Source organism: Runella sp. R0.1_18 (assembly GCF_057652155.1).
Window position 1 is genome coordinate 34,113 of record NZ_JBYFCK010000022.1, and the last position, 26,744, is coordinate 60,856.

The 26,744-nt window shown below is 45.3% G+C and carries 22 protein-coding genes; 11 read left to right on the top strand and 11 right to left on the bottom strand.

Annotation, left to right across the window (positions count from 1 at the left end; genetic code table 11):
- Nucleotides 1-5: 5 nt before the first annotated feature.
- From AC23P2_RS26150 to AC23P2_RS26165, 4 genes are read right to left on the bottom strand one after another with little or no spacing between them, the layout of a single operon-like run.
- A complete protein-coding gene (locus AC23P2_RS26150) occupies nt 6-764 on the bottom strand; it encodes a DUF2490 domain-containing protein (RefSeq protein ID WP_487775923.1) in 759 nt (252 codons plus the stop codon).
- A complete protein-coding gene (locus AC23P2_RS26155; RefSeq protein ID WP_487775924.1) occupies nt 764-3,874 on the bottom strand; it encodes an efflux RND transporter permease subunit in 3,111 nt (1,036 codons plus the stop codon). The genes AC23P2_RS26150 and AC23P2_RS26155 overlap by 1 nt, the downstream gene beginning before the upstream one ends.
- A 3-nt stretch (nt 3,875-3,877) precedes the next feature.
- The gene (locus AC23P2_RS26160) at nt 3,878-4,966 is read right to left on the bottom strand and encodes an efflux RND transporter periplasmic adaptor subunit (RefSeq protein ID WP_487775925.1); all 1,089 of its coding nucleotides are present in this window, start codon (nt 4,964-4,966) and stop codon (nt 3,878-3,880) included.
- 5 nt (nt 4,967-4,971) lie between these two features.
- Nucleotides 4,972-6,222, bottom strand: coding sequence for a TolC family protein (locus tag AC23P2_RS26165; protein ID WP_487775926.1), 1,251 nt, complete (start codon nt 6,220-6,222; stop codon nt 4,972-4,974).
- A gap of 171 nt (nt 6,223-6,393) precedes the next feature.
- On the opposite strand from AC23P2_RS26165, the gene AC23P2_RS26170 reads away from it, so the two are divergent.
- On the top strand, nt 6,394-7,704 hold the full coding sequence (locus AC23P2_RS26170; RefSeq protein WP_487775927.1) for an APC family permease: 1,311 nt from the start codon (nt 6,394-6,396) through the stop codon (nt 7,702-7,704).
- Between the two features lie 92 nt (nt 7,705-7,796).
- Nucleotides 7,797-8,240 carry a DUF1572 family protein gene (locus AC23P2_RS26175; RefSeq protein WP_487775928.1) on the top strand — a complete coding sequence of 148 codons (444 nt, stop codon included), beginning with the start codon at nt 7,797-7,799 and terminating at the stop codon, nt 8,238-8,240.
- Between the two features lie 43 nt (nt 8,241-8,283).
- Here AC23P2_RS26175 and AC23P2_RS26180 read toward each other — a convergent pair whose 3' ends face one another.
- On the bottom strand, nt 8,284-10,236 hold the full coding sequence (locus AC23P2_RS26180) for a sialate O-acetylesterase (RefSeq protein WP_487775929.1): 1,953 nt from the start codon (nt 10,234-10,236) through the stop codon (nt 8,284-8,286).
- A 173-nt stretch (nt 10,237-10,409) separates the two neighbouring features.
- A complete protein-coding gene (locus AC23P2_RS26185) occupies nt 10,410-11,297 on the bottom strand; it encodes a PDDEXK family nuclease (protein WP_487775930.1) in 888 nt (295 codons plus the stop codon).
- 91 nt (nt 11,298-11,388) lie between these two features.
- Between AC23P2_RS26185 and AC23P2_RS26190 the strand changes: the two genes are divergently transcribed.
- The 6 genes from AC23P2_RS26190 to AC23P2_RS26215 all read left to right on the top strand — a co-directional run bounded on the left by AC23P2_RS26190 (nt 11,389) and on the right by AC23P2_RS26215 (nt 16,097).
- Entirely contained in the window at nt 11,389-12,183 is a 795-nt protein-coding gene (locus AC23P2_RS26190; protein ID WP_487775931.1) for an SDR family NAD(P)-dependent oxidoreductase, read from the top strand.
- A gap of 165 nt (nt 12,184-12,348) precedes the next feature.
- Nucleotides 12,349-12,717: a four helix bundle protein gene (locus tag AC23P2_RS26195; RefSeq protein ID WP_487775932.1), complete on the top strand. Its 369-nt coding sequence runs from the start codon at nt 12,349-12,351 to the stop codon at nt 12,715-12,717.
- Nucleotides 12,718-12,810: 93 nt separating this feature from the next.
- A complete protein-coding gene (locus AC23P2_RS26200; protein WP_487775933.1) occupies nt 12,811-13,698 on the top strand; it encodes an ROK family protein in 888 nt (295 codons plus the stop codon).
- A 34-nt stretch (nt 13,699-13,732) separates the two neighbouring features.
- Nucleotides 13,733-14,536 carry a sugar isomerase domain-containing protein gene (locus AC23P2_RS26205; protein WP_487775971.1) on the top strand — a complete coding sequence of 268 codons (804 nt, stop codon included), beginning with the start codon at nt 13,733-13,735 and terminating at the stop codon, nt 14,534-14,536.
- Nucleotides 14,537-14,540: 4 nt separating this feature from the next.
- Nucleotides 14,541-15,029: an N-acetyltransferase family protein gene (locus tag AC23P2_RS26210; RefSeq protein ID WP_487775934.1), complete on the top strand. Its 489-nt coding sequence runs from the start codon at nt 14,541-14,543 to the stop codon at nt 15,027-15,029.
- Nucleotides 15,030-15,068: 39 nt separating this feature from the next.
- Nucleotides 15,069-16,097 (top strand): methionine synthase, encoded by a 1,029-nt coding sequence (locus AC23P2_RS26215; RefSeq protein ID WP_487775935.1) that lies wholly within the window; start codon nt 15,069-15,071, stop codon nt 16,095-16,097.
- A gap of 10 nt (nt 16,098-16,107) precedes the next feature.
- Here AC23P2_RS26215 and AC23P2_RS26220 read toward each other — a convergent pair whose 3' ends face one another.
- Nucleotides 16,108-16,743 carry a DNA-3-methyladenine glycosylase gene (locus AC23P2_RS26220; protein ID WP_487775936.1) on the bottom strand — a complete coding sequence of 212 codons (636 nt, stop codon included), beginning with the start codon at nt 16,741-16,743 and terminating at the stop codon, nt 16,108-16,110.
- A gap of 82 nt (nt 16,744-16,825) precedes the next feature.
- Here AC23P2_RS26220 and AC23P2_RS26225 point away from each other — a divergent pair, with 82 nt between their 5' ends.
- Complete coding sequence (locus AC23P2_RS26225) at nt 16,826-18,994, top strand: T9SS type B sorting domain-containing protein (protein WP_487775937.1); 2,169 nt, start codon at nt 16,826-16,828, stop codon at nt 18,992-18,994.
- Here AC23P2_RS26225 and AC23P2_RS26230 read toward each other — a convergent pair.
- Nucleotides 18,991-21,960 (bottom strand): DEAD/DEAH box helicase, encoded by a 2,970-nt coding sequence (locus AC23P2_RS26230; RefSeq protein ID WP_487775938.1) that lies wholly within the window; start codon nt 21,958-21,960, stop codon nt 18,991-18,993. The two genes, AC23P2_RS26225 and AC23P2_RS26230, sit on opposite strands and share 4 nt — an antisense overlap.
- Nucleotides 21,961-22,267: 307 nt before the next feature.
- Here AC23P2_RS26230 and AC23P2_RS26235 point away from each other — a divergent pair, with 307 nt between their 5' ends.
- Nucleotides 22,268-23,116 (top strand): AraC family transcriptional regulator, encoded by an 849-nt coding sequence (locus AC23P2_RS26235; RefSeq protein ID WP_487775939.1) that lies wholly within the window; start codon nt 22,268-22,270, stop codon nt 23,114-23,116.
- A 100-nt stretch (nt 23,117-23,216) separates the two neighbouring features.
- On the opposite strand, the gene AC23P2_RS26240 is transcribed toward AC23P2_RS26235, so the two are convergent.
- Nucleotides 23,217-23,861, bottom strand: coding sequence for a hypothetical protein (locus AC23P2_RS26240; RefSeq protein WP_487775940.1), 645 nt, complete (start codon nt 23,859-23,861; stop codon nt 23,217-23,219).
- Nucleotides 23,862-24,008: 147 nt separating this feature from the next.
- On the opposite strand from AC23P2_RS26240, the gene AC23P2_RS26245 reads away from it, so the two are divergent.
- Complete coding sequence (locus AC23P2_RS26245) at nt 24,009-25,154, top strand: fatty acid desaturase family protein (protein WP_487775941.1); 1,146 nt, start codon at nt 24,009-24,011, stop codon at nt 25,152-25,154.
- Nucleotides 25,155-25,202: 48 nt separating this feature from the next.
- Here the strand turns inward: AC23P2_RS26245 and AC23P2_RS26250 are convergent, their stop codons facing one another.
- Together AC23P2_RS26250 and AC23P2_RS26255 are read right to left on the bottom strand one after the other, a co-directional pair.
- Nucleotides 25,203-25,853 carry a response regulator transcription factor gene (locus tag AC23P2_RS26250; protein ID WP_122931729.1) on the bottom strand — a complete coding sequence of 217 codons (651 nt, stop codon included), beginning with the start codon at nt 25,851-25,853 and terminating at the stop codon, nt 25,203-25,205.
- 22 nt (nt 25,854-25,875) lie between these two features.
- Entirely contained in the window at nt 25,876-26,706 is an 831-nt protein-coding gene (locus tag AC23P2_RS26255) for a sensor histidine kinase (protein ID WP_487775942.1), read from the bottom strand.
- Nucleotides 26,707-26,744 lie beyond the last annotated feature (38 nt).

The window sequence follows — 26,744 nt, forward strand, 5'->3', positions numbered from 1 at the left end:
TCTGCCTAATTTGGTGGCCATTGGCCTTGAGGATGCGGTTTCGGCTGTGATTTTTTGTCCGTTGCTTTTTTCTTTTTCTTGAAGTATCTAAACGGCTTGAGTGAAAACTCCATGTCTAAGCCAGCAATGTAGTTGGCCAGTTGGTATTTTTTGTGCGAATAGTCTGGTTGCCACATAAAATAGGGATTCAGACGCTGGTTTTTGAGGTATTCGTACTTGAGGCCAATGGAACTTTGGATATTATCAATTTTAGTACCCTTGTTGGTAATGGCAAAAAACGGCTCTGAGTACGTATAAATATCCCATTTTTTATTCAGTTTATACTTAACCGTAAAACGCGGACGGAAGTAGGTGTCGGTATCTGTCCGAATTTCATCGTCGCCCGTAAATCGTTGGCTTTGGTACTGAATGGCAGGGCGTAACATCAACGTAAAATCTCCCACTTTTGCCTTGGCCGCCACCCCTAGAAAGTACCGATGATACACGCCTTCATCGACCAATGCCAAACGGTAATTTGTGATTGCCTTAAAATGTTTATTAAACTCATACTCCACCGCTCCAAACAGATAAGAGCCTTTGTAATAGGTCGCATTGTCGATAAATCGGCTTCGGTATTGCACCGTTACTAGCCACTTTTTGGGCAAATCCAGTTCTAAAGACACGCCAGGCCATACCTGAAAATCGGTTCTGTTTTGAGCAAAAGCAACTAGGCTACTTAACAGCCAACCAATGAGCATATAGCCTGAACGTGTCTTGAGTTTCATTATTCTAAATCTTTGATGGTATGTACGTGATGACGATAGAAAAACCGATAAATAATCGGGAATATCAGTAAAGTCAGCACAGTAGCGGTGATGAGCCCACCAATGACGACAATGGCCAGTGGTTTTTGGGTTTCGGAACCAATTCCCTTTGAAACCGCCGCAGGTAACAACCCAATAGCCGCCATCATCGCCGTCATCACAACGGGTCGAATCCGTGATTTTACCCCTTCTCGGATTGCTTTGTCCAGCGGCATTCGTTCGGAGGTATTTTTATTAAAAACCGAAATCAGAATCACCCCGTTTTGGACACAAATCCCAAACAAAGCAATAAACCCAACCCCTGCCGAAATACCGAAGTTCATGTGTGTAAGGTGCAAGGCCAAAATCCCTCCAATCAACGCAAATGGCACATTGACCAATACGAGCCCCGCGTCTTTGGCGTTGCCAAACGTGATAAAAAGAAGCACAAAAATAGCCACAATGCTAATCGGCACGACTTGCCCAAGACGGTGAGTAGCACGCACTTGGTTTTCAAATTCCCCCGTCCAGTCAATCGAGTAACCTTTGGGCAATGTTTTCAAGATGGGGGCAACTTTGCTTTGGGCTTCAGCAATGGTGCTTCCCAAATCGCGCTCACGTACTGAGAATTTGACCCCAATAAACCGCTTATTATTTTCGCGATAGACAAAGGCAGGCCCTGTCACTTTACGCAGCGAAGCGATTTCTTTCAACGGAATTTTGTTGCCTTTCAGCGTCGGCACCATCAGACGAAGAATGTCATCTTCGGTGCGGCGATAGGGCTCTTGGTAACGCAAACGAATATCAAACTTACGTTCACCCTCGTACAAAATAGAGCCCGTTTTGCCGCCAATCGCCATTTCTATCACCGCTTGGGCATCGGCGGTGCTGACGCCATACATGGCCATTTTGTGGTCGTGCAATATCACGCTCATTTCGGGTTGACCCGTATTGCGCAAGATACCCACGTCTTTTACGCCCGGAACGTCCTTTATTTTCCCTAAAACCTCATCGGCCAACTCGTCCAATTTATCCAAATCATCACCATAAATCTTGATGGCATTTGAGGCTTTTATCCCCGCAGCGGCTTCGGCGACGTTGTCAATGATTGGCTGCGAATAATTAAAAGTAATCCCTTGTATTTCCGACAAATCATCGTTCAATTCTTCGATAATTTGGTCGATTGTTTTACCTCCCAATTCTTCTTTTGGTTTCAAATCGACTTGGAATTGTAGAAAGTTGAAGCCATTGGGGTCGGTTCCGTCGTTGGAGCGCCCTTCTTGCGAGAGTACTTGCCTGACCTCTTTGTGCTTCGCTACTTTTTCCCGCAAAACTTTCGCAATTTTCACACTTTCATTTTGCGAATAACTCATGGGCAGTTCGGCCGTTACCCACAATGCACCTTCATTAAGTTGGGGTAAAAACTCTGTACCGAGCCATTTTGCTGAAAACAAGGTCGTTCCCAAAAAAATCATGGCGGCCAAAACGCTCATTTTTTTGCTTCGGTAGCACCACTCGAACCCTTTAGAAACAACACGGTCGAAGAAGTTGACAATTGGGTTGTTCTTTTCCCGAACGTTTTTCCGTAGTAAAAATGAACACAACACAGGCACCAACGTAAGGGTGTAAAGCAACGCCCCCAACAACGCAAAGCCAAGGGTATAAGCCAAGGGGCTAAACATTTTTCCTTCGACTTTTTGGAAGCTAAAAATCGGAATCAAGGCTGTAATGATGATGAGTTTGGAGAAAAAGACGGCTTTCCCAAGCTCTCCTCCCGTTTTTTTGATAAGCCCCAATTTGGCCAATTTATTAAACCGCTCAATGCCTTTTTTGTGGGCAATGTGATCGAGCGAGACAAACATTCCCTCCACCATCACCACCGCGCCGTCGATGATGATACCAAAGTCCACTGCGCCCATGGAGAGTAAGTTGGCCGACATACCCTTGAGCCGCAAACACATAAAGGCAAACAACAGCGCCAACGGGATGATAATAGACACAATGACGGTGGTACGCCAGTCGGCCATAAACAAAAACACGATGACCGTAACGAATATAATTCCCTCAAATAAGTTATGCAGTACGGTGTTGGTACAGTACGTAATGAGGTTGTCGCGGTCGTAAAAAGTGACCATTTTTACGTCAGGGGGAAGAATTTTGGTGTTCAATTCTTCAATTTTTTCCTTCACCCGCGTTAGCACTTCACTGGGATTTTCGCCTTTGCGTTGTACCACAATTCCTTCCACCACGTCGTCGTTGCTGTTGAGACCCACTTGCCCGACGCGAGGCAGGTTCGACTCTCTGACATCGGCCACGTTTTTAACCAACACAGGATTATCGTTCACGTACTCGACGATGATATTTTCAATGTCGGGAATTGAATTCAGCAACCCAATACCGCGCACCACATAGGCTTGGCCGTTTTTCTCAATCACATCTCCCCCCACGTTGACGTTGCTTTTGGTCACGGCTTCATAGACTTCCAGCGGCGTGATGTCGTATTTGGCGAGTTGCGTTGGATTTACTTGGATTTCGTACATTTTTTCGCGTCCCCCAAACGCCACCACGTCGGCTACGCCTGGCACACTTCGGAGCTGGCGATCTACTACCCAGTTTTGGAGGGTCAACAACTCTCGGCTGTCTCGGTCTTTACTTTCTAACGTATAGCGAAAAATTTCTCCAGTAGGCCCGTAAGGCGGTTGTACTTCGGGATCAACGCCGTCGGGCAACGACACCGTACGTAGCTGATTATTAACCTGTTGTCGGGCAAAAAAATCTTCTACGTCGTCTTCAAAAATGATTTTGATGATACTCAGCCCAAACATCGTGACACTGCGCACGTTGGTTTTACGCTGCACAGAATTCATGGCAACTTCAATGGGCACCGTCACAAAACGCTCGATTTCTTCGGCGCTTCGTCCGTTCCATTCCGTCACGACAATAATTTGTGTATTGGTTACGTCGGGAAATGCTTCAAGCGGAGTATTGAGATAACTTACCACACCCGAAATGACCAAAATACCCGTCATAAAAAAGACGAAAAAGCGGTTTTTGAGTGAAAAACCTACAATTCCTCGAATGAATTTATTCATAATTTAGTCGTTCAGTGCGTCGTACACTAATAATTGATTTTTTGAAATAACCTTCTCCCCTTCTTTCAGCCCTGCCTGTATATAAGCCACGTTGTTTAGCATTTTGTAAACAGCCACTTCACGGGTTTCGATTTGGGTGCGACTCTTAAACACCATCACCCAATTTTTACTACGGTCAAAAATCACAGCACTGGCAGGAATCGCCATCATACTTCCTCCTTCTTCAAACTTGAGCGACACCGTTGCGTGCATTTCGGGCTTGAGTTTGTAGCCTTTGTTGTCGAGTCGGATGCGCACTTTCATGCTTTTTGACTCGGGGTCTAGTACGTTATAGATTTTATCAACTTTTCCATGAAAGAGTTCATCTTTATAACTAATCGTCTGAATATCAGCCACCATCCCTAACTTTACTTTGGGTATATCACTTTCATTGACGTTGGCCATTACCCACACTTCGCTGATTTGACCCACGGTAAAAATCTGCTCGGCATTATCAGAACGCAGCTGCATTCCTGGGTTGATGTTTTTGCTAATCACAAAACCGTCAATCGGTGCTTTTACGGTGTAATGCGTAGTTTTTCCAAGGCCATAAATGCGAAAAACTTCCTTGATACGGTTCAATTCGGCTTGGGCATTTTCTACTTCTTTTTTGGCTACATTGACCTCTCTTTGGGAATTAAGTTTGCTCTCAAAAAGCTCTTCAGCCGCTTTTAGGTTTTTTTCGGCCACCAACACTTCCGACTGTGCCTGAATCATTTGTCGCTCAAAATCAGCCACTTCTCCCGACCGAATTGTGGCTAACACTTGGCCTTTGCGAACATAATCGCCGAGTTCGACGTTGGCCGACTCCACATTTCCACCCACCAGCGGATACACTTTAATGACGCGGTTTTCGTCGGCACTGATTTTTCCTACCAGTGTCAGTTCGCTACGCACAGGCGCAATGCCCGCGTCGGCTAGCTCAATGCGTTTCATCATCGTGTCCGACAATGAAAACGCCTTTTTTTCTTCCGTAGCTTCTTTTTTCTCTCCGCACGAAACGAGCACAACAGCACTCACCAGCACCAGTACTCCTATGATAGCTTTATTCATTTTTCTTAGTTGAAAAGTTCTTGTCCTACAGTAAAATTAAGTTCTTCGTATGCCCCTATTCGGTCGGCTTTGAGGCGGTTCAATTCCTTAACGCTCTCACTATACGTTTCGATGAGGTCGATAAATTCGAGCAGTGTAAGGTTTCGTTTTTGGAAGTTTTCGACGACACCTTTGTTGAGTTGCTCAAATTGATCGGTGAATTTGCTATCTACACTTTGTACCATATTTTCAACGTACCGCACCTTTTGAAATGCCTCCGCTACTTCGTTAGAAACCGCATTTGTTTTCTGATTTTGTACTCCTTTTTGGTACTCAATCAAGCTTTTTGCCGTTTTGATATTCCCTTGGTTTTTATTGAAAAAAGGCAAATCGGCCCCAAGCGTGATACCCGTATAATGGTTCACATAACTTCCTGATTGGTCATACACCGCCCCCAAACGGAGATTAGGCACCGCCAATGATTTCTGGAGTGTATAGTTTAACTCGGCCTGCCGCTTGAGCGATTCCACCACTTTGACATCACCTCGGTTTTGAAGTGCCAACTCACTTAGCGCAGCCACCGTATAGCTATTGAGAAAATAGCGATTCAGGTCTGCTTCGTTCACCAATGGTACAATCTGAAGGTTGGTATTCAGCAGTGTTTTTAACCCCTTTTGCTTCTCAGCAATTTGAAAAAGAATTTCAGTTTTGTCGTTATTAAGCTGAAATAGAAGGGCTTTGAGACGAAGTAATTCCCGCAAGGAGACGTTATTTTTTTCGTACTGTTCTTCAAAAGCCGTGACCGTTGTCTGTAGCGTATTGATTTGAAGCTGGTAACGATTGAGGGTATTTTGAAGGAAAAACACTTCAAAAAAACTGCTTCTCAGTTCAAATTTGAGCGTACGGAGCAAGTCCAAAAATTCGTATTCGGTCATTTGGGCATTTTCGATGGCCAAGGCCACCTGTTTGCTACGTTTACCAGCCGTTAGCAAAACTTGCTCAATCGACACAATTTTTTGTCCACCTTTGGCCACATCAAATACCCGTTTTTTATCAGGATTAAACGCATTCCATTCCGTAGAAAGGGTCGGATTATCCCACAAACGAGCCTGAATAACAGCCGCTTTGCTGGCTTCTATCCTAAATCGCTCCGAAAGTAGAATGAGATTGTTCTGTAAAAATAGACTATCGACTTGCTTGAGCGAAAGCCGAAGTGCGTCTTGGGCAAAACAATAAAAAGGCAGCAAAAAAGCTGCTAAAAACAGTTTACTCCTCATTTTGGTCTAAAAAGATTCGAGGCAAAACTGCGGCTGAAAGATTAATATGTCGTTAATTCTGGATTAAAAACCCCTTAATGGACTTCATAGTAGTTTTTTAGCAATGATTCCTTAGATTAGGGGCTGGGTCGAAAGTAACGAAGCCAACCTAAACACCAAACCAATAAACGAATGTCGCAACAACTCCAAAAACAAATCACACTTTTTAGTCTTACCATGATTGCCGTCGGGTCGAGTATAGGCTCGGGGGTTTTTCGTACACCGTCCGAAATTGCGGGTTATTTGCCCACCACGGGCTGGATGTTGGGCGTTTGGGTGGTGGGTGGCTTCGTGGCACTTTGCGGCGCGCTTACCTTCGCCGAAATCTCGTCTTCGTTCCAAAAAGCAGGCGGGTTTTACGTTTTTCTCAAGGAAGCCTTCGGCGACCTTCCCGCTTTCTTGTACGGTTGGTCGATGCTACTGGTCATCAATACGGGTTCGTTGGCGGCGCTTTCGTTGGTATTTACGTCTTATCTTAATGAGCTGATTCCGATTTCAGAAAGTTCGCAACTTATTGTGGCCGTTCTGACCATCACCATCCTGACCATTATGAATGTTCTGGGGGTCAAATGGGGAAGTTTTTTTGCGTCGGTTTTTACCTCTGCCAAACTTATCGGTATTGCCATCGTGGTCTTGATTGGTTTTTTGATGGCTACCCAGGCGTTCTCGCTTTTTGATTTTAATTGGACGACCAACTCCCACCAACTGCCCCTAGTTTCGTCGTTTGGATTGGCACTAATCGGGGTTTCGTTTTCGTACGGTGGGTATCAGCACGCAACCTTCATTGCGGCCGAAGTAAAAGACGCCGACCGCGTAGTACCAAGAGCGATGTTGCTCGGCATCGGCATCGTGTGTTTGGCTTATGTCACCATCAACGTAGCCTACCTTAAACTACTCCCCATCGAAAAAATAGCGGCTTCAACGGGTGTGGCTTCAGAAGCTATTTCGACCGTGTGGGGGTTAGGAGCAAAGTTTATTTCATTTCTGATTGTGTTGTCAGTACTGGGCACGATTGGTATTTATATTCTTACCGCTCCCCGTATTTACTTTGCCATGGCCGAAGATGGGTTGTTTTTTAAACAGTTTGCCCAGATTCACCCCCGCTTTCAAACGCCTTTTTGGGCTATTATTTTTCAGTCGTTCTGGACGATTTTATTGCTTGTCTTTTGGAAAACATTCTCTAACCTCATTACCTACGTCGTTTTTGTGGATACGGCCTTCTTCTTCTTGACGGCGGCTACCATTTTTACTTTTCGCAAGCGTAAACTTCCTCGCAATTACAGTACGTTGGCCTACCCCATTACGCCGTTGGTATTTATGGCCATGTCGGCGTTTGTAGTGGTCAATACTTTGATCGAAAAGCCCGAACAAGCCATCGCAGGTTTGCTCTTTTTGGCCTTAGGCGGAGGTGCTTATGTGTATTTTAAGCGGAGTGGGAAGTAGTGAGAGATGAGAGGTAAGTGATGAGAGATGAGTGATACCTCCTTCGTTGGTATCAAAAACAGGAAACACAAAACCCAAAACAGGAAACCAATATGCTTTCAACAACATTAACGGCGCTTTTTGAACGGGATTTACGAAGACTGAAAGCGGAGCTTTTGGCCTACAAAAACGAGGAAAACATCTGGAAAGTCGCGGAGCAGATTTCCAATTCGGCGGGAAATTTGGCGCTGCACCTCATTGGCAATCTCAATACGTACATTGGGGCTGAAATTGGAAAAACAGGCTACGTTCGCAACCGTCCGCTGGAATTTAGCGCCAAAAACGTAGCCAGAGAAACAATTATCAGCGACATCGACGCCACCATTGAGGTCATCAGAACGTCGTTGGCTACCCTTACCGACGATGACTACCAAGCCGAATACCCGCAACTTGTGTTGGAAACCAAAACCACTACTGAGTACTTTTTCATCCACTTAGCGACTCACCTTGGTTATCATTTGGGGCAAGTCAATTACCATCGGAGGCTGTTGGAATGACGAGGGACGAATCATGAAGTTCGGTATGCTCGCCCCTCGTTTATCATTGAAACTTCTGCCCTTCGGTTTTGCTTTTCCAGTCGTCGGTACGGAAAGGCCCTGCGGGGAGACCTTCTAGGTTGAACAAATTGGCATCTTCGGGGGCATCAGCCCAAGCATAACGCACCGCGATAGGTTTCACGCCTTTCGGATGGTACACTTCTACCTTATCGCCAATGATTTCGGCTTTGGCATAATAAAAAACTTTGTCATCGCCTGCAATCTCAAAGCCTTTGACGTACCCAAACTTATCTTTTACCATCAAGCCTTCTCCCACGTTTTTGAAAGATACAACAGCCTTGTCTTCGTCAAATTTTACCGAATCGTAAACAGGCCCTGTATGCAAAATATCTTGCCCAAAATCCATTTTTAAGGCATTGAGCGCAAGGCGGTGACCGACGTCCTGCTTGTTGGTCGGGTGAATGTCTTTCGGGTTTCCAACGTCAATCGTCACGGCCATGCCTGTTTTGGGCAGTGACAGCGCCATGGTCTGCGCTTCGCGAAGTTCGGCCCAATTGCTTCCGTTGTTACTGTTTTGGTAGCCACCGTAGCTTGATAATTGCACAAAATAAAACGAGAAATCGTCGTCCCACTGCTGCCGCCAATCATCAATCATCAACGGAAACGACTGTCGGTATTGGTATGCTCGCCCCGCATTCGACTCACCTTGGTACCAAAGCGTCCCCCGAATGCCGAACGGAATGAGCGGCGCAATCATGGCGTTATAAATCGTCGTCCCGACGTTGTTGCAGCTATGGTTGTAGGTGTGCGGTTCGGCAAAAGAAGGCAAAAGAAACCAGTCAGAAGCGATGCTTACTTTGGCAGTTTTGGAGCTAACAAATAAATCATCGGGCGTGCCATTTACCCCCAAACCATACCACGGATGCTCAATCATATTCCCAAATTTTATGACAAGTCGATTGGTACCAGCTTTCCACGCATCGGCAGGAAGGGCTATTTTGCGAACTCCCTGCATCATACCCGCATAGACCAGCTTGCCATTGATGTACATTTCGTTGAAACTATCTTGAATACCCAGTCCTAAGGTCGTCGTTTGCCCAACCATATCTTCTGGGATATCAATCGTTTTCGCCATAAAACCTTTGCCTCTAAACATCCAAATCCCTTTCCAATCCCACTGCCCCAAAGGACTACCCGCCGAGCGCCATTTCGAGAAATCGTAGCCCGCTTCGGTATATTTTTTTTCATCCGCCATCGTAACCTCCGCCTCACTGCCAAGCAACTGTTTGCGCGTTTGGCGGTCGAGTTGCGCATCAGCTTCTTCCCATGTTTTGGGGAGGGCATTGGCGTAGGGTTTCAGTTCATCGTTGGTTTGCATAGCTTCTTTGCTAATCCACCCTTCGATTTGCGAACCTCCCCACGACGAATGAAGCAAGCCAACGGGCACGTTCAATTTTTGGGCTAATTCTCTGGCAAAAAAGAACCCAACAGCCGTAAAATTACCCACATTTTCTTCGTCACTCACCTTCCATTCGCCCGAGGCAAGGTCAGTTTGAATGTCCATCGTTACGTTATGTTCTACGTAAAAATGGCGTATTTGAGGGAAATTGGCATTTTTCTTCTCTTGGCGAAAGTTATCGGCTTGTTTGACGGGCCATTCCATGTTTGACTGCCCCGAGCACAACCATACTTCCCCCAGCAACACATCCTCTACTTCGACTTTGCCCGTCAGCGTAGTAGCCACCAACCGATGAGGGCCGCCCGATTCCATAGGTTTGAATTTTACGCTCCATTTTCCTGCGTCATCGGCCGTAGCCAAGAGTCTTTGGTTGGCCAGCGTCACTGTAACCTTTTCCTTAGGCTTAGCCCAACCCCACACAGGAATTGGCTTTTGGCGTTGAAGCACCACGTGATTTGAAAATAAGCGGGCAAACTTTAGCTGGGCAATAGCCTGAAATTGAAGCAGTACAAGGTAAAAAAGTAGCAGTCGTTTCATAACAAAAAAGGAGAAGTATAGGGGTTTAGATGAACACTTAAAAATAAGGCAAATAAGCCGCTCCACGGGCATTATTGACATAAAAATTTAATACCACTGCAAGAACGTTGTGTATTACCCAAAATCTGTGTTATTCTGCGGCATTACATCCGTGAACATCTGCGAGAACAACATCAAACCATTTTTTTCAAAAACTTCCAATTCCCTGAATTATATACTTTTACCCAATGAACCCCAATGTCGTCGGGCAATAGTCGCTCGGCATAATGTCGTTCCCAGGTGTCAGGATTGACCCAAAAAATGTGCGGAGGTGTTGCCCCCATTCGTTCAAAACCCAACCGTTCGTAACTTCTCCCATCTGACCAATCGCGGTCGGCGTAAGTCATAATATCATCGGGCTGTAGTTCGGTCATAAAAGCTTTCAGTAATTTATCCAATCCCCCAACCACCGTGCAGTCAAGATGATTGGCAAAACGAATCAACTCAAACGAGCGGAACGTTTCCCCTTCTCTTAGGATATTTTTTCCCCCACTAAACGAAGCCACAGCCACCAAGACTTCTCCTTGAATCGTCATTTGTTGGGTCAAAAACGGTGTCGCAGGGCTATCATCTTTTAAAATACGCTGGTAGTTTTGGGGCAAAAAAAGGCCATATTTAAACTTTGCATTGGTCGAAACTTGCAAATGATTAGCATCCATAAACCGCTCCAAGGTAGGTTTGTCAATTCGGCGAACCTTTGTAAGTCGGGCTGGAATGCGTTGAGAAATACCAAACGCCGCCCGCAACCTCGACTGAACCACCGCTTTTTTGGAATGCCACACATCTTCCCACAAATGAATCACTTTGATGCCTTCAGCTGCCAAAGTATCACTCAATTGTACAAAAGTATCGGATGAAAGTAGGTTGGTTTTTTCCAACGAAATGAGGTGAATCGCCAGCAAACGTTCAGGAAAATAAAGCACTGGACGGTAAAATCTTTGCCCCAAAATGGGTAGCTCATGGTCTTGTTGAAAAGACAAAAAAGCCCTTACTTCTTCCTCAAATCGTGTTTGTGTTATCAAGTTCTTTTAAGTTTTCGACGAATGTTTGATTAGAAAACTACCCACTCAACTCTTTATAATAAGTTGACAGTACAATAACGCAAAATTAGGCATGGTTACGGAAAAATGGCTCGCTCAAAAAACAATTGTCGTCATTGGCGGTACCACGGGCATTGGGCTTTCGGCCGCGAGTACATTTATTCGGCACGGTGCCCAAGTGGTCGTCGTTGGTCGTAACCCCGAAAGCTGCGACGAGGCCCAGCGTCAATTGGGACCTTCGGCGTTGGTCATCTCGGCCGATGCCACGCACGAAGATACCGCCCCTCATGCCATTGCCCAAGCGATTCATACCTTCGGAAGTTTTGATGGGCTGTACCATGTGGCTGGAGGAAGTGGACGAAAGTTTGGCGATGGCCCTTTGCACGAGCTTACGTTGGAGGGCTGGAACAAAACGTTTGAGTTGAACCTTACCTCTCTCATGCTTTCCAACCAAGCAGCAGTACGTCAGTTTTTAGCCCAAAAAACGGGTGGTGCTATCCTGAATGTGGGTTCGGTGCTCGGTTTTTCACCCTCCCCTACCTACTTTACCACCCACGCTTATGCAGCGACTAAATCGGCCATTATTGGCTTTACCAAGTCCATTGCGGCCTATTATGCCAAAGACAACATACGCGTCAATGTACTCGCTCCCGCATTGGTAGAAACCCCCATGAGCCAACGTGCCTCTCAAAATACGCTCATCATGGATTTTATAAAAACCAAGCAACCCCTCGACGGTGGCCGCAACGGACAACCCTCTGATTTGGACGGTGCGGCGCTTTATTTCCTGTCTGATTACGCTCGTTTCACCACAGGCCAAGTCCTCGCCGTTGACGGCGGCTGGTCAGTGACGGAGGGGCATTTGTGAAATGTCGAGTGTCGAATGGAGAGTGTCGAATTTTTAGTGTCGAGTGCAGAATGTCGAATAAAATGCCCAATTCGACATTTTGCACTCTGCACTCGACACTAAAAAATGTGACAATTTATAATCTCTTGTGGTCAAAGAATTTAAAAGCGCTAAACACTTATGACCATGAAGCCTAAACAAGATTTAAAACAAAGAACAAAACAGTTTTCATTAAGAATCATCAAACTAACTCAATCACTTCCAAACACTCAAGTTAGCCAAGTTATTGGGAAACAGTTACTACGATCTGGCACTTCAGTAGGAGCAAATTATCGCTCAGCTTGTCGAGCTAAATCTCCCGCTGACTTTATAAACAAGGTTCATATTTGTGAAGAAGAAACAGATGAATCTTTATTTTGGATGGAATTGCTTACGGAGGCAGAAGTTATTGATATTAAAAGAATTGAAGATTTGATGAAGGAAACGAACGAATTACTCGCTATTTTTTCTGCCTCCATCTTAACCGCAAAAATGAATCATAATAAACACAAGTAGGAATGTCGAGTGTAGAGTGCAGAATGTCGAATAAAATACCCTATTCGACATTCTGCACTCTACACTCGACACTAAAAATTTGACAGTAAAAGAATGAAAACATCCATCGGCATCGACCTTGGCGGAACCAATGTAAAAGGAGTGTTGGTCAATGAAGCGGGGGAAATCTTGAAGCAACATTACGTGGCAACGCAAGACGATTCCGAAGGACACTGGCGCGAAAATGTGCTAGAAATGGTTACGTACCTACGAGATTATTGGCAGGCTCCCATCAATACCATTGGCCTATCGGCACCTGGCCTACCCGACGCCCGTAATGCCTGTATTTCCTTCCTTCCTAATCGCTTATTGGGCCTGGAACACTTCGACTGGAGTGCTTATTTCGGGCAACGAGCCTACGTCCTCAACGATGCCCACGCAGCACTGATGGCCGAAGCCCGGTTTGGAGTGGCTAAGGGTTTTCAAAATGTAATTTTACTCACCCTCGGCACGGGCGTTGGGGGCGGAATTCTTATCCAAGGAAAACTATACCAAGGACTTAACCAAATGGCGGGGCACCTTGGGCACCTCTCCCTTCATGCCACCGATGACGAAGTAAGCATCGTCGGTGCTCCAGGGAGTTTGGAGTACGCCATTGGCAATTATTCCATTCAAAAAAGAAGCAAAGGGAAGTTTGACTCCACCTGGGCGCTGGTCGAAGCCTATCGCCAAGGCGATGCGTGGGCCAGTTTGGTTTGGCTTACTTCTGTTCAGAAATTAGCCGTGGCGTTGTCGTCGCTTGTGAATGCCCTCTCACCCGAACTCATTGTCCTTGCAGGAGGAATTACCTTGGCCGACGATGCCTTATTTGAGCCTTTACGTCAATTTATGGACTTATACGAATGGCGGCCTGGTGGCAAACAAACCCCCATTGTTCAAGCTCATTTTGGCGATATGGCAGGAGCCATTGGTGCCGCAGGCTTTGCATTATCATCCATTTAACCCGTTCAATCCGCGTTCTAAACCCTTTTTACACATGACTGTTACCGAGGTTTATCTAAGTAAATGTCAGCACATTTTACAAACCATTCAACAACAACAAACCCAAATCCAACAAGCTGCCCAATGGTTTGCCGAAAGCATACTTGCGGGGCGAATGGTACACGTTTTCGGTAGTGGCCACAGCCGAATTATGGTCGAAGAAATGTGGCCTCGCTACGGTTCTTTTGCGGGTTTTAATCCCATTGTGGAGCTATCGCTTACCTTCCATAATTTGGTGGTAGGCGCCAACGGGCAACGTCAAGCCATGTTTTTAGAAAATGTATCGGGTTTCGCCGACCGCATTTTACGGAATTTTGACTTGTCTTCTCAAGATACCGCCTTGGTGATTTCGTCTTCGGGCACCAACATTGTCCCCGTTGAAATGGCCGAAATTTTCCAAAAAAATGGCATTAAAGTTGTCGCTTTAATCACCAAAGAACACTCCAAAGCCAGTTCGTCTAAACGAACGGATGGGAAAAAACTAACCGATTTTGCCGATTTAGTACTTGATACAGGTGCTCCCGTGGGCGATGCTATGGTTACGCTTGATGGCCTTGATACGCCCGTTTCTCCTGGTTCGACGGTAGGCGGGGCGGCGATTGTCAACTGCCTTAAAGCCGAAACCGCCCAGCTTCTTACCCAAGCAGGCCGCCCTCCCAAAGTGCTAAGCGCCGCTGCGGTGGTCGGAAGCAAACGCGCCGCTGAACTGTTTGAAGCTGCCTACGACGAGCACGCTCACCGTCTTTCCAAAATGTACCAGAAAGTAGGTATCCCAAGCTACGTCAGTGATTCTTTTTAATGCCATGACCTTAAAAATTCGCCCTGTCCTTCCCACTGATAAAGAAGCCCTTTGGGCCATCATCGAACCCGTGATTCGGGCGGGAGATACTTACATGTACGCCCCTAACTCATCGCGCGACAAAATGCTAGGAATTTGGTTTGACCCCGAAAAACATGCGTACGCCGCCGAAGAAAACGGCGAAATCGTCGGCACGTTTTTTCTAAAAGCAAACCAGCCTGACTTGGGAAATCACGTTGTCAACGCAGGTTACATGGTCCATCCCGAAGCACGAGGCCGAGGCGTCGCCGAACAAATGTGCCGCTTCTCGCTCGTCGAAGCCAAGCGATTGGGTTTTCTTGCCATGCAATTTAATTGCGTCATTTCCACCAACACAACCGCCGTGCGTTTATGGCAAAAATGTGGGTTTGATATTATCGGTACTCTTCCCAAAGCCTATCGACACGCGCAGCTTGGCCTCGTCGATGCCCACGTCATGTACCAATGGCTATGAATAAATAACCCTAAACAGTAAAATTCTAAACTCAGAACCATGCAACCTCACCCCATAAAAACCACCGTCGTTGGCTCGATGCCGTTTCCTGGTTGGCTCGAATTTGCGAGCATGAACCTCGATAAATTTGGCCCCGCCGACATCGCCGAAATGATTGACGATGCGGTCATTACGGCCATTCACGACCAAGTAAGCGCAGGGCTTGACGTCATCACCGACGGCGAGCAAACCCGCCTTGATTTTAACCTATCATTTTATGGGTTTATCAATGGCATTCAGAACGATAGTTCAGAAACCAGAAAATACGGCCCACCCGCCCACGACCAACGCGGCAAAAACAGCATTGTAGAGCCCCTAACAGCGCCCAAGGGGCTCGGAGTGGTGGAAGAGTACAAACGACTAAAACGCCTTGCCCCCGAAGGCCAACGCGTTAAAATGTCGATTCCTGGGCCTTATACCTTGTCGGGGCGTTTGAATCCAGGGCATTTGTACAAAGACCGTTGGGAAGTGACCGAAGCTATTTTGCCCCTTGTACGGAAAGAAATTGAAGAATTGGTGGCCTTGGGCGTTCCCGAAATTTGCGTGGACGAACCCTCCATGAGTTGTTACGCCTACCGAGAAGATACCCAGCGATTTGTCGATATTTTCAACCGAACCGTTGCACCTGCCGTGGGGAAAACGCGCCTTTCGATGCACCTCTGCTTTGGCAATTATAAAGGCCGTTCGGTTGGTAAGAAAACCCTAGCTCCTATGTTGCCCAATTTTTTGGACATGACTGTCGATGAACTGCATTCTGAAATGACCGTCCTCAACTTTGCCGATGTGCATCTTTTGGAACGATTTGCCGAAAAACTAGACGTAGCAGTGGGCGTGATTGACGTGAAAAGTTATTACATCGAAACGCCCGAAGACGTCGCCGAGCGCATTCGGAAGGTATTGCCGTACGTTCCTGCCGAAAAACTGGCCATCGCCCCCGACTGTGGAATGAGTCAGACGGCGCGCTGGGCAACCAAACAAAAATTAAAAGCCATGTGCGAAGGTGCCAAACTCGTCAGAGCTAGTTTGTAAAGGCTATACCTCACTTGCGACTCACAAAACGATTTCCTGCCACATAAAAACGATACGGCAAATCAGCGCCTTTGGTAAGGCCAATACGCGTAGTGGTTACCATTTCAAACTCCTTTAGTACCGACGGATAAATTTTCAGATTGCCTGTCAAAAGCGAAGAACCATTGTGTTCTTCAATGCTGATTCCCATGGCTTTCACCAACTTGGCAGGACCATTGCATAAGTGTCGAGGGGAGAGTGTAGAGTGTCGAACAGGCCCCCCATTCGACATTCTGCACTCTCCCCTCGACATTCCCTCTGCCCTTCTTTCTTCCATGAGCTCGATACCTTCGGTTGGTTCCAAGGCCCGAATCAACACCGCTTCGCCCACCCCTTCGTCGCTACTTGCGATGTTGACACAATAATGCATTCCGTAAATTTGATACACATAGACCGTTCCCGCAGGGCCAAACATTGCGGCATTTCTTTTTGTTTTCCTTCGGTACGCATGACACGCGGGATCGCCAGTCAGATAAGCCTCCGTTTCGACGATGATGCCTGCTGTAGTACCCTCTTGATGTTGATGTACCAACGTACAGCCAAGCAACCTTTGGGCGAGGGTTAACGTATCGTATTTTTGATAGAAGTCGAGTGTAAGTGGCTGCATAAAACTTAATAACTGCTTGGATATTACCTGTTAGTAGATTTTTAGATACATTTGATTTTAATAATAGTCCTTAACCAAAGTAATGCGCAATCTCGTTGGGTTTCTTCTCGTTTTATTGGCCAGTTTTGGCTCCGCATACGCCCAACGTATTTACGGTGGACAAATAGACCGTCGTACCATCAATAACAATATTCCTTATGCTTACGGGGTAGGTTGTACTTTTTTCACGGATAAAGCAGGCTACGATGCCCTTCCCGCCCAGCTTCGGTTTGGACTGTATCGTAAAAAAGACAATCAACTCATGCAAGAATATACGGCCGACAAAAGTAACGATGTCAGTGCTTCAAGTTTCTCGTTGTCTTGTGATAAAAGCAAAAAAGTCGAGTATCTTTTTGTCCGCTACAATTACAATTTGGTATTAAAACCCCAAGATTATAACGACCCTGAAGGCTACTACATTGTAAACAGCCCCGTTGGCCCGCGCAATCCCACTGACAACATTATTTCATCGCAGATTGTTCTGTACCATTGGTTTTCACCCGCTTATTTATGGGAATATTTTGAGCCTGCCGAAGCAGGAAAAACCACCCCACAGTGGGTACCTCAATCGTACAACTTTTTTTGTGCAAATCAAGAAACGAACTTTAGCCTTCAGGTGGTTTCTGAACCACTAAAATCGGGGCTTACTCGGTCAAGCTTTAATTTAGTTGTCTCAAATACAGCCCCATTTACGGGAGCCAGCGGTCAAATTCCTTACCAAAAAGTAAGCTGGAAAGCTGGCTTTTCAGAAAATCAGATGCTCCCAGGTGGCAACTTTGTTCTCCCTCCGCTTGCCCCCAATATTTTTACGAGTCAGGGTCTTACCAACATTCTTGTTTCGGCCAAACCTACTAAAGTGGGGGTTTATTCAATTGGTTTTTTACTCCAACACAGCCGTTCGGGAGTCAAACTCAGCGAAACCTACCGCGAGTACCAAATTGAAGTAGAAGAATGTGTGTCTATCCCCCCCGCAGTCATTCGCGTTTCTGAGGTTGGGCGGCCAAATGTAGCAGCGCCAACCACCCTCTGCGAAGGGAAATCGGTGCAACTCAATGCAGGAGCCAATCTTCCAAATACTTCTTTTGAGTGGTACAAAGATGACCAACTGCTGGCAGGTAGCAAAGACTCGGTGTTGGTTGTCAAAGACCAAGGGAATTACAAAGTAAAAGTCACCCGAAAAAGTGCATGTGGCGCAGGCGAATCGTCGGTCACAGCCATTAAGGTTGTACCCAATCCAAGCGTAGTTGCTACCTCTTCCAATCCATCTGGGCTATTTTGCCCAGGCACGCCACTCACTTTAACCGCAGCCCCTTCCGACAAAAATGTAACATATCAATGGTTGCTTGATAGTTTACCCATCCCCAATTCCACCAATAATTCTTTGGTTATCAATCAAATAGGCAACTATTCAGTCAAAATCACTGACGCAAACAATTGCACGGGTCAATCTAAACCCGTAGAAATTAAGGCATTTACCGCTGCTTCGATTAGGATACAACCCATTCCTGTACGATGTGGCAACGATACAACCGCCCTCCTCTTGATTGCCACACCCGCAGGTGGTACTTTCAGCGGAAAAGGGGTTCTTGCTCCCAACAAGTTTGTCCCACAACAAGCTGGCGCAGGAAAACACGAAATCACGTATTCGCTCAAACAGACTGGTACGTGCGTAGATGGTTTGGCCAAACACACAGTCGAAGTCTTAGCAGGGCCTACTTTAGAACTTGGCACCGACCAAGACTTAGCCGAAAATGGCAGCATTCAATTAAACAAAAATGGCGGCACTTCGGGCTACAGCTATCAATGGAGCCCCCCCACTGACCTAGACAACACGCAAACTGCTTCTCCAACGGCCTCACCCCACAAAACTACCACCTATACCCTCAAAGTAACCGATGCTAATGGGTGTTTTGCTATCGATAAAATCACCATTGGCATCATGAAAGGCGTGCACATCCCTGACGCCTTTAGCCCCAACGGCGATGGCATCAACGACACTTGGCTCATACGTGGTTTGGAAGAATTTCCCGAAGCGACAGTCACGGTTTATAATCGCTGGGGAGAAGCTATTTTTTACTCTGATTCGGGAAAAAAGGCCGTGTTTGACGGTTTTTATAACGAAGTTCCGTTGCCCGTTGGCGGCTACGCTTTTGTTATCCAAACAGCCCCCCAAGGGCACGCTATACGCGGAAAACTCCTGCTAATTCGCTAGGCCAACAACTCCAAAATATCTTCTTTACTCAATGACTTCACAAACCCTTCTTCGTTGGTAATCAACTCATTGAACAACTTTTGTTTACTTCGCTGCAAATCCAATATTTTCTCTTCTACCGAGTTTTTGGTAATAAATTTATACGTAAAAACTGTGCGCTGTTGCCCAATTCGGTGCGCGCGATCCACAGCCTGGGCTTCAATCGCGGGATTCCACCAAGGGTCTAAAATAAAGACGTAATCTGCGGCCGTCAGGTTAAGCCCTACCCCACCCGCTTTCAACGAAATTAAAAACACTTTCACCGATTCGTCTTGCTGAAACAGCTCTACTTGTGCTTGTCGATTGACAGTACTTCCATCGAGATAAGCATACTTAATTTTCTGATGATGCAAGGTTTTTTCCAAAATAGCCAAATGGCGCACAAATTGACTAAAAATCAAGACCTTATGCTCTCCGCTGACCAATTCTTCCAGTTTTGCTTCTATCTCTTCTAGTTTACCCGATGCCCCGTCGTACGTTTCGTCCACCATTCGGGGATGATTGGCCAGTTGTCGGAGTTTGGTTAACCCCTGTAAAACAACCATTTGCGATTTGGCCATTCCTTCCTCTTCGATGTGTTCCAGGATAAAATTTCGGTAGTACGACTTGGTCTCTTCGTAACGTTTTTCTTGTTCTTCCGACATTTCACAATAATGAACACTTTCCACTTTGGGAGGCAAGTCTAGCGCCACCTGCGACTTGTGCCGACGAAGCAAAAACGGTTTAATCAGGGCATACAGCTTTTGGGTGCGTTGCGCATCGTTTTGTTTTTCGATCGGTACCTGAAAATGAGAACGGAAATACGACTGGCTGCCCAAAAGCCCAGGGTTAGCAAAGGTCATTTGAGTCCACAAATCCATCGTTGTGTTTTCCAACGGCGTCCCCGTCAAAATCAGTCGAAAATTCGACTCCAGCTGCATCACGGCCTTTGTCACGTGCGACGAAGGGTTTTTAATCGCCTGCGATTCGTCCAAAATGATGTAATTGAATCGGTAATATTTGAGCAGTTCAACATCAATGCGAACGATGCCGTAAGAAGTCAGTATGAGGTCGTAATCGTCAAAACGGGTAGTATCTTTTTCGCGGTAAGTACCTTTATAGACCAAAACCCGCAGCTGCGGTGTAAACTTCCGTGCCTCCAATTCCCAATTGTACAACAACGACGTTGGCATCACCAGCAACGACGGTCGGTCGGCGCCCATTTCTTTTTGTCGCTGCAACATGGCTAGGGTCGTCACGGTTTTCCCGAGCCCCATGTCATCGGCCAAGCAGCCCCCAAAACGATACTGACTCAAAAAAATAATCCAATCGTAACCTGCTTTTTGGTATGGTCGCAACGTTCCAACAAACGCCTCAGGAAGTGGCTGCTCATCTATTTCATCAAAATCACGCAATTTTTCCAATTTCCGATTCATCACCACCTTAGCGAGGCTATCTTCGGCGTATTCTTGCACCAGCGCTAGGTGGTGTTTTCGGAGCGTAAGCTGATGACTTTCGGCATCGTATTCGGTAAAAGCAAACAGTTCAGAATACTTCGTCAGCCATGCCTCTGGAATGACTGCTACTTCTCCGTTGGGCAAAGTAAACTCCCGTTTTCGGGCTAAAATCAGGTTTTTGAGCTTCACAAACGGAATTTCAAATTCCCCAAAACGTACTTTGGCATACACATCAAACCAATCCCGCGATTCTTCAAACGTAATATCAATCGACGAATAACCCAGAAAATAGCGTTTGGCACTTGATTCCGTTGCTGTTTGCTGCAAAAGAATTCCTGCATCTTTCAACGTAATGTTATGCGTCTGAATCCATTCAAATGCTTGATTTTTAGACACAACACTGCGGCCTTGCCCCATCACCAATCCCCATTCTTTGAGGCGAAGAAGGATGTTTTTCTCAAACCCAACGTTGCGTCTTACTTTATGGAAAATGTAATCATCTCCTTGTTTTTCAAGGCTTACGTTGGCATGATTAGCAAAGCTGTCAAACTTAAAATTAAACTGTCCGTATTGAAACGACAACTCAAAAACCACTTGGCTCTGGTCGTAATCTTCGGTGACTAAGGCAGACTCCGAGTTGTCCTGCGCATTGAACATCGTCAACGACCCCGATTTAACCAACGTCGTTTGTTCGGTAATCGTCAACACAGGCACCACCGCCTCCTTTTCGTACCTGATTTCGAAGCCTTGCCCTTGGGCATAAACCTCATAACTGGCAATCAGGGGAGCAACGAATTTTCGATAATATTGCTCCTCCACATTTCGCGGAATAACAATATGGTTCTTTGAAAGAAACGGACGGATTTTTTTTCCATCCACGCTTTTATCAAAATGATACAACTTATTGTCAATCAATAGCCAAGCTGGTTCATCACAAATCAACATGGCGTTTCGATGCCTAATTTGAAGCCGCTCTGTGTCGTATTTTATAATGGGAAAATAATGCGTATTTTCTTCGTTTCGTACAAAATGAAAAAACACTTTGGCTTTGTCGGGCATTCGTTCAATGGGCATCCATGCAGGGTTATTATCGCTTCCCATCACAAACATCCGTTTTTCTGTCAGCTTGTCAAGAATCTCTACTTTGCGCCGCTCAATGTAATCACTAATGGTCTCTTGCAGCAATTTGTCCCCTTTTTGGGGGTCATACACCTTTTGGAAGAAGTCGAACGCCGACAGTTTTTTGGGATTGAATTTCTTGAGAATGTGATCTTGCTGGGTATCCTCAATCAATTTGACTAACTCAAAATCAACAGCATCCAAACCAGCCGCGAATTCATTCACATTTTTGGTAGAGACAATCTGATTCAGCAGCGTCAGTTCGTTTTTGGAATTGATTTGGACCATATACGAACCAAACAAATACCCAAGATACTGATGCTGAAACAGCGAGTAAACAATCGCAAATGGCTGACTTGTAGAGACTTTCATACACTCCTAAATGCAGTACAAACACCTTAACCAAGCGTTCATCATCCCCAAAATGGTAAGGGCACTTTTTGAACACTTACAAAGATACAAGTCAAAACCAACATAGCAAATTGAAGATAAAGGCCATAAAAAAAGCGGCCTAAGCCGCTCTCTATATCATCGTAGGTTTTTGTGAGAAAAGTCAATATCTGTAATCTGAGTGCAAATATCTGTAAATCTTAAACGAAATTATTATTCGGTTTTTGCTTTAATTTGTGCTTAATTATCATTTTGATACAAAGTGAGCGATAACCCGCGATAATCAAGCATGAAAACCGAGTACGAAAACATCACTCCCGACCGAGGCAGTTCGTTCAAAGTACTGCATTGGCGCTCGCACGAAGACCGTTTTTTTTGGCACCAACACCCCGAATACGAAATTGTGTATATCCATAAAGGCTCTGGAAAACGGCACATTGGGCAGCACCTTTCGCATTTTGAAGAAGGCGAATTGATGTTTATTGGCCCCAACGTTCCTCACCTTAATTTTGGGTACGGCGCAGATTACGAACATGAAGAGATTGTGGTGCAGCTACGCGACACCTTTCTTGGCGAATCTTTTCTTCAAAGTCCTGAGTTACAGGACGTCAATCGCCTTTTTGAGTTATCTAAAAAAGGGCTTAACTTTTTTGGTGAAACCCGACAAGAAGTCGCTAATCTTATGCTTACCCTTCCCCAGCTCGGTCACTTTGAGCGCCTGATTCAACTGTTGATTATTTTGCAAAAATTGGCTACCTCTAAAGAGTATAATCTACTAAAAATCAACGGCATTAGCTACGAGCACAGCCACCGCGAAGAAGCACGCATTCGGCAGATTTATGGGTACGTTGAGCAACATTATCAATACGAAATTGATGTTCAAACAGTGGCTGATTTGGCCAACCTAACGGTGCCGTCGTTTTGTCGGTATTTCAAAAAAATTACCCAAATGACCTTTACCGATTTTGTCAACGAATACCGCATCAAACAAGCAAGCAAACTGCTCGTTCAAAACCACTCTGTGACAGATGTCTGTTACAGCAGCGGATTCAATAATCTTTCGCATTTTACCAAAACATTCAAGGCTGTGACGGGTAAAACACCCCGTGAATACAAGAAAGCCAACGATTTGCTCTAAATCGTTGGCTTTCTTGTATTCCTGCATTTTGGTCGGGTTGCTCACAACCCTCTCCACAGTTTTGTCGGGTTGTGAGCAACCCTTTTCACGGTTTTACGGATTATTGTTTTGCGGGAATTTTGGCTTTTGCCTCCTCAAATACCTTTTTCTTCGTTTCTAGGTCTGTCTGCGACGTTGCTACATCTTTCTGATTTATTTCTAAATCTTTCTTGAGGTTAGCGAGCTCTTTTTCGGTTTTTTCAATGTCCTTTTTGAGAGATTCGCCTTTACGAGTTAGTTTAGAAAACGACTTTTCCGACTCTTTCATGGCTTCTTCAGCCACGCGAGCATCATCATACAAAATGGCATCTTCGGCAAATTTCTTCAAAAATGACTCCGCTTCTGCGTAGCCTTTCGTGCCTTGTGTCACGTACGAACCGTTGCCCAAATCCAAGTAAATAAACACTTGCGAAAGCCCTTTTTTGGATGAAACTTGGCTCGATAGATTGACTGGCGACGCCGATATGCTGCTGATATTGGCCGCAGGTGCCCGATACACCCCTCCCCGAGAGCTATTGACCTTGCCATATTGCTTCAAATACGACTCCCAGTACTGGCCTAGGTATTTTTCTTCAATTTTGGTTGTGACATACAATCCTTCAAAAGTGGACTTGTCAATGTCTTGTTTACCAGGCAATACTGTCTGTGCTTGTGTTGAGTAGCCAGCCAACCAGCCTAAAATAGCTACTATTAGTACTTTTTTCATTGTTTTCGTATGTTTCTGTTTTGACGCAAAGTACACGCTTTTTGTCACGATTTCATACGATAAATGTCATTTTCTATACTGAGCGGCAAGCTATTTTTATTAATTATTAGTAGTTACGGCCGTAAGTCTCTACCTTTACTTCAAATAATGAATATCTCTAAACCTCCATTAATCATTGTGAATCCTGCTAAAAAAATTCGTTTCGTTAACAAAGACAAAAACCAATTTTTCTCTACCCTCAAAAAAAGAGTTGACGCATATTTTAAAGATCAGAAGATTTCTAAATATTCCAACACGACGCTGATTGTCAAAACGATAGTACTTACTGCAATTTATACCGTCCCTTTTTGTTTGTTTTTGTACGTACAGCCTCCATTTGCCCTGAGCATGGTACTTTGGGCATTGATGGGTGTTGGCCTTGCGGGGATTGGGATGAGTGTCATGCATGATGCCTGTCACGGTGCCTATTCTGAAAATGAAACAGTGAACGAGTGGATGGGTGCTATTTTCATCACCATGTTAGGAGGATCGCCTTTTAATTGGAAGCTACAGCACAACGTCCTGCACCACATGTACACCAATGTAATTCACTTTGATGAAGACATAAAAGACAAACTCGTTCTCAAGTTTTCGCCACATACGCCCATCAAACCTTTCCACAAGTTTCAATGGATATACGCTTTTCTTTTTTACGGAATCTTGACACTCTATTGGGTAACTGCGAAGGACTTTGTTAACTTTTTTACTTATACCGCCAACGGCGTCAATACCAACACACGTTCCCAGAACATTGTCGTACTAAGTAAGATTATTTTGTCCAAAATCGGCTATTTTGCCGTTTTTCTTGGGATTCCTCTGTTTGTATTTGAAGTACCAACCCAAACATTAATTACGGGTTTTCTGCTGATGCACTTTATTGGTGGAATTATTTTAACGACTATTTTCCAGCTAGCCCATTCGGTAGAAGGCACTACGCATCCACAACCTAACTCAAGAGGTGAAATTGAAAATGATTGGGCGATTCATCAAATGAATACGACAGTCAACTTTTCGCGCGACAATAAATGGCTTTCATGGTACGTTGGTGGGCTTAATTTTCAGGTCGAACACCATCTTTTTCCTAAAATTTCGCACGTACATTACCCTGCCATTTCGCATATTGTCAAAGAAACAGCCGAAGAATTTGGGGTTCCTTATCTTGAAAATCCTACGTTTGCTGTAGCATTACGCTCTCATATCACAACCTTGCATCAGCTTGGGCACTTACCTGATCTCAACGAAGCATTTGGATAACAACTTTTGCCACGTCAAACCTTCATTAGAGGTTTGACGTGGTATTTACTACAACAAGTCGTTTTTGAAGGCGTAAGCTACCAAGCCCGCCGTGTTTTTGGTTCCCGTTTTTTCGAGAAGCCGTAAGCGGTGTCCCTCCACTGTGCGAGGGCTTACAAATAGTTTTTCGCTAATTTCGAGCGTAGAAAGCCCTTCACATAGTAGCTGTAACACTTCCATTTCACGGGGCGAAATTTGAATTTTGCTGTTAAACAACGGTGCTGGTGGATTGGCACGGGTAATTACTTTACGATGCAGCGCTTTTGACACAAAATCACTGTAATAAAAACCATCCGCCATGACGCGCCGTATGGCATTTTCTACTTCTCCAGGCTCCGAGTCTTTCAACAAATACCCATTGACGCCTTTTTCCAACAAATGAATAATAAAACGATCTTCCTCGTGCATCGACACAATGATTACTCGTAAATTCGGAAAATGTTGTTGAATTTGTTCAGTCGCCTCTACCCCATCCATAATGGGCATTTGTAGATCCAACAACGCAATGTCAGGAGTTACTTTTTCTAAGAGTTCCAACAATTCTTTTCCGTTTGCCGCCTCACCAATCAACTCAAAATCAGGAATTTGATTCAACATTGCAGTCATTCCTTTACGAAAAAGGTTGTGATCATCGGCAATCACGAGTTTTATCTTATTCATCTGTCCGTGCTGTAAATGTGTATTACTTTACTATTATTTTTTCGGGAGAAAGCGGCGAGTTCAAGGGCGTAAACTTAGGTAACCTCACCACCACTCGGCATCCTTTATTCAGGCCTGTTTCGTAATCAACTTTTCCGCTAATTACCCGCAATCGCCCCTCAATGCTGTCGAGTCCTAACCCAGGTGATGGCCGCAAACGCACATCATTAAGGTCAAACCCCAGTCCATCGTCTTCCACAACAATGCAAAATTGTCGCGGAGGGAGTTCAATCTGTATGTGAACATTCCGTCCATTCGAATGCTTGAGGGCATTGTTAATCAGTTCTTGTACTACCCTGTATAGCATCAATTCTGTACGAGATTCCAACCGAAACTCTTCATCTCCAAGGCAATCAAACGTCACTTTCAAGGCATGATGGGAATTACTTCTAGCCGCAAACTCTTGAATGGCAGCCGCTAACCCAAATCGCTCTAAAGTAGTAGGAACTAACTCGCGGCTAATACGACGAACGTGGCTAATGGTTTCGTCGAGGGCCTCACGTACTTGTTGGGCGAGGCGTTCGGCTTGTTCTTTGGAGCCCAACTGACTATACAACGCATTGAATGTTAGCTTTGTAACAGACAAAAGTGCCCCGATATCATCGTGTAAATCTTGGGCAATGCGCCGCCGTTCGGCTTCCGTAGAGGCCATAGAAACCTCTAAGAGTTTCCGTTGAAACTCCGCCTCCATATCTTTGACGCGTATTCGCTGCTCAATCTGTTTGCGTTGGTAATACATCACAAACACGACAATAAACATTGCCATGATAAGCATGATACTTGTCCCAATAACAATGGTATAAGACGGCTCCATAGTGAAGGGGCAAAACGACTGGCATTATATACTGTCAA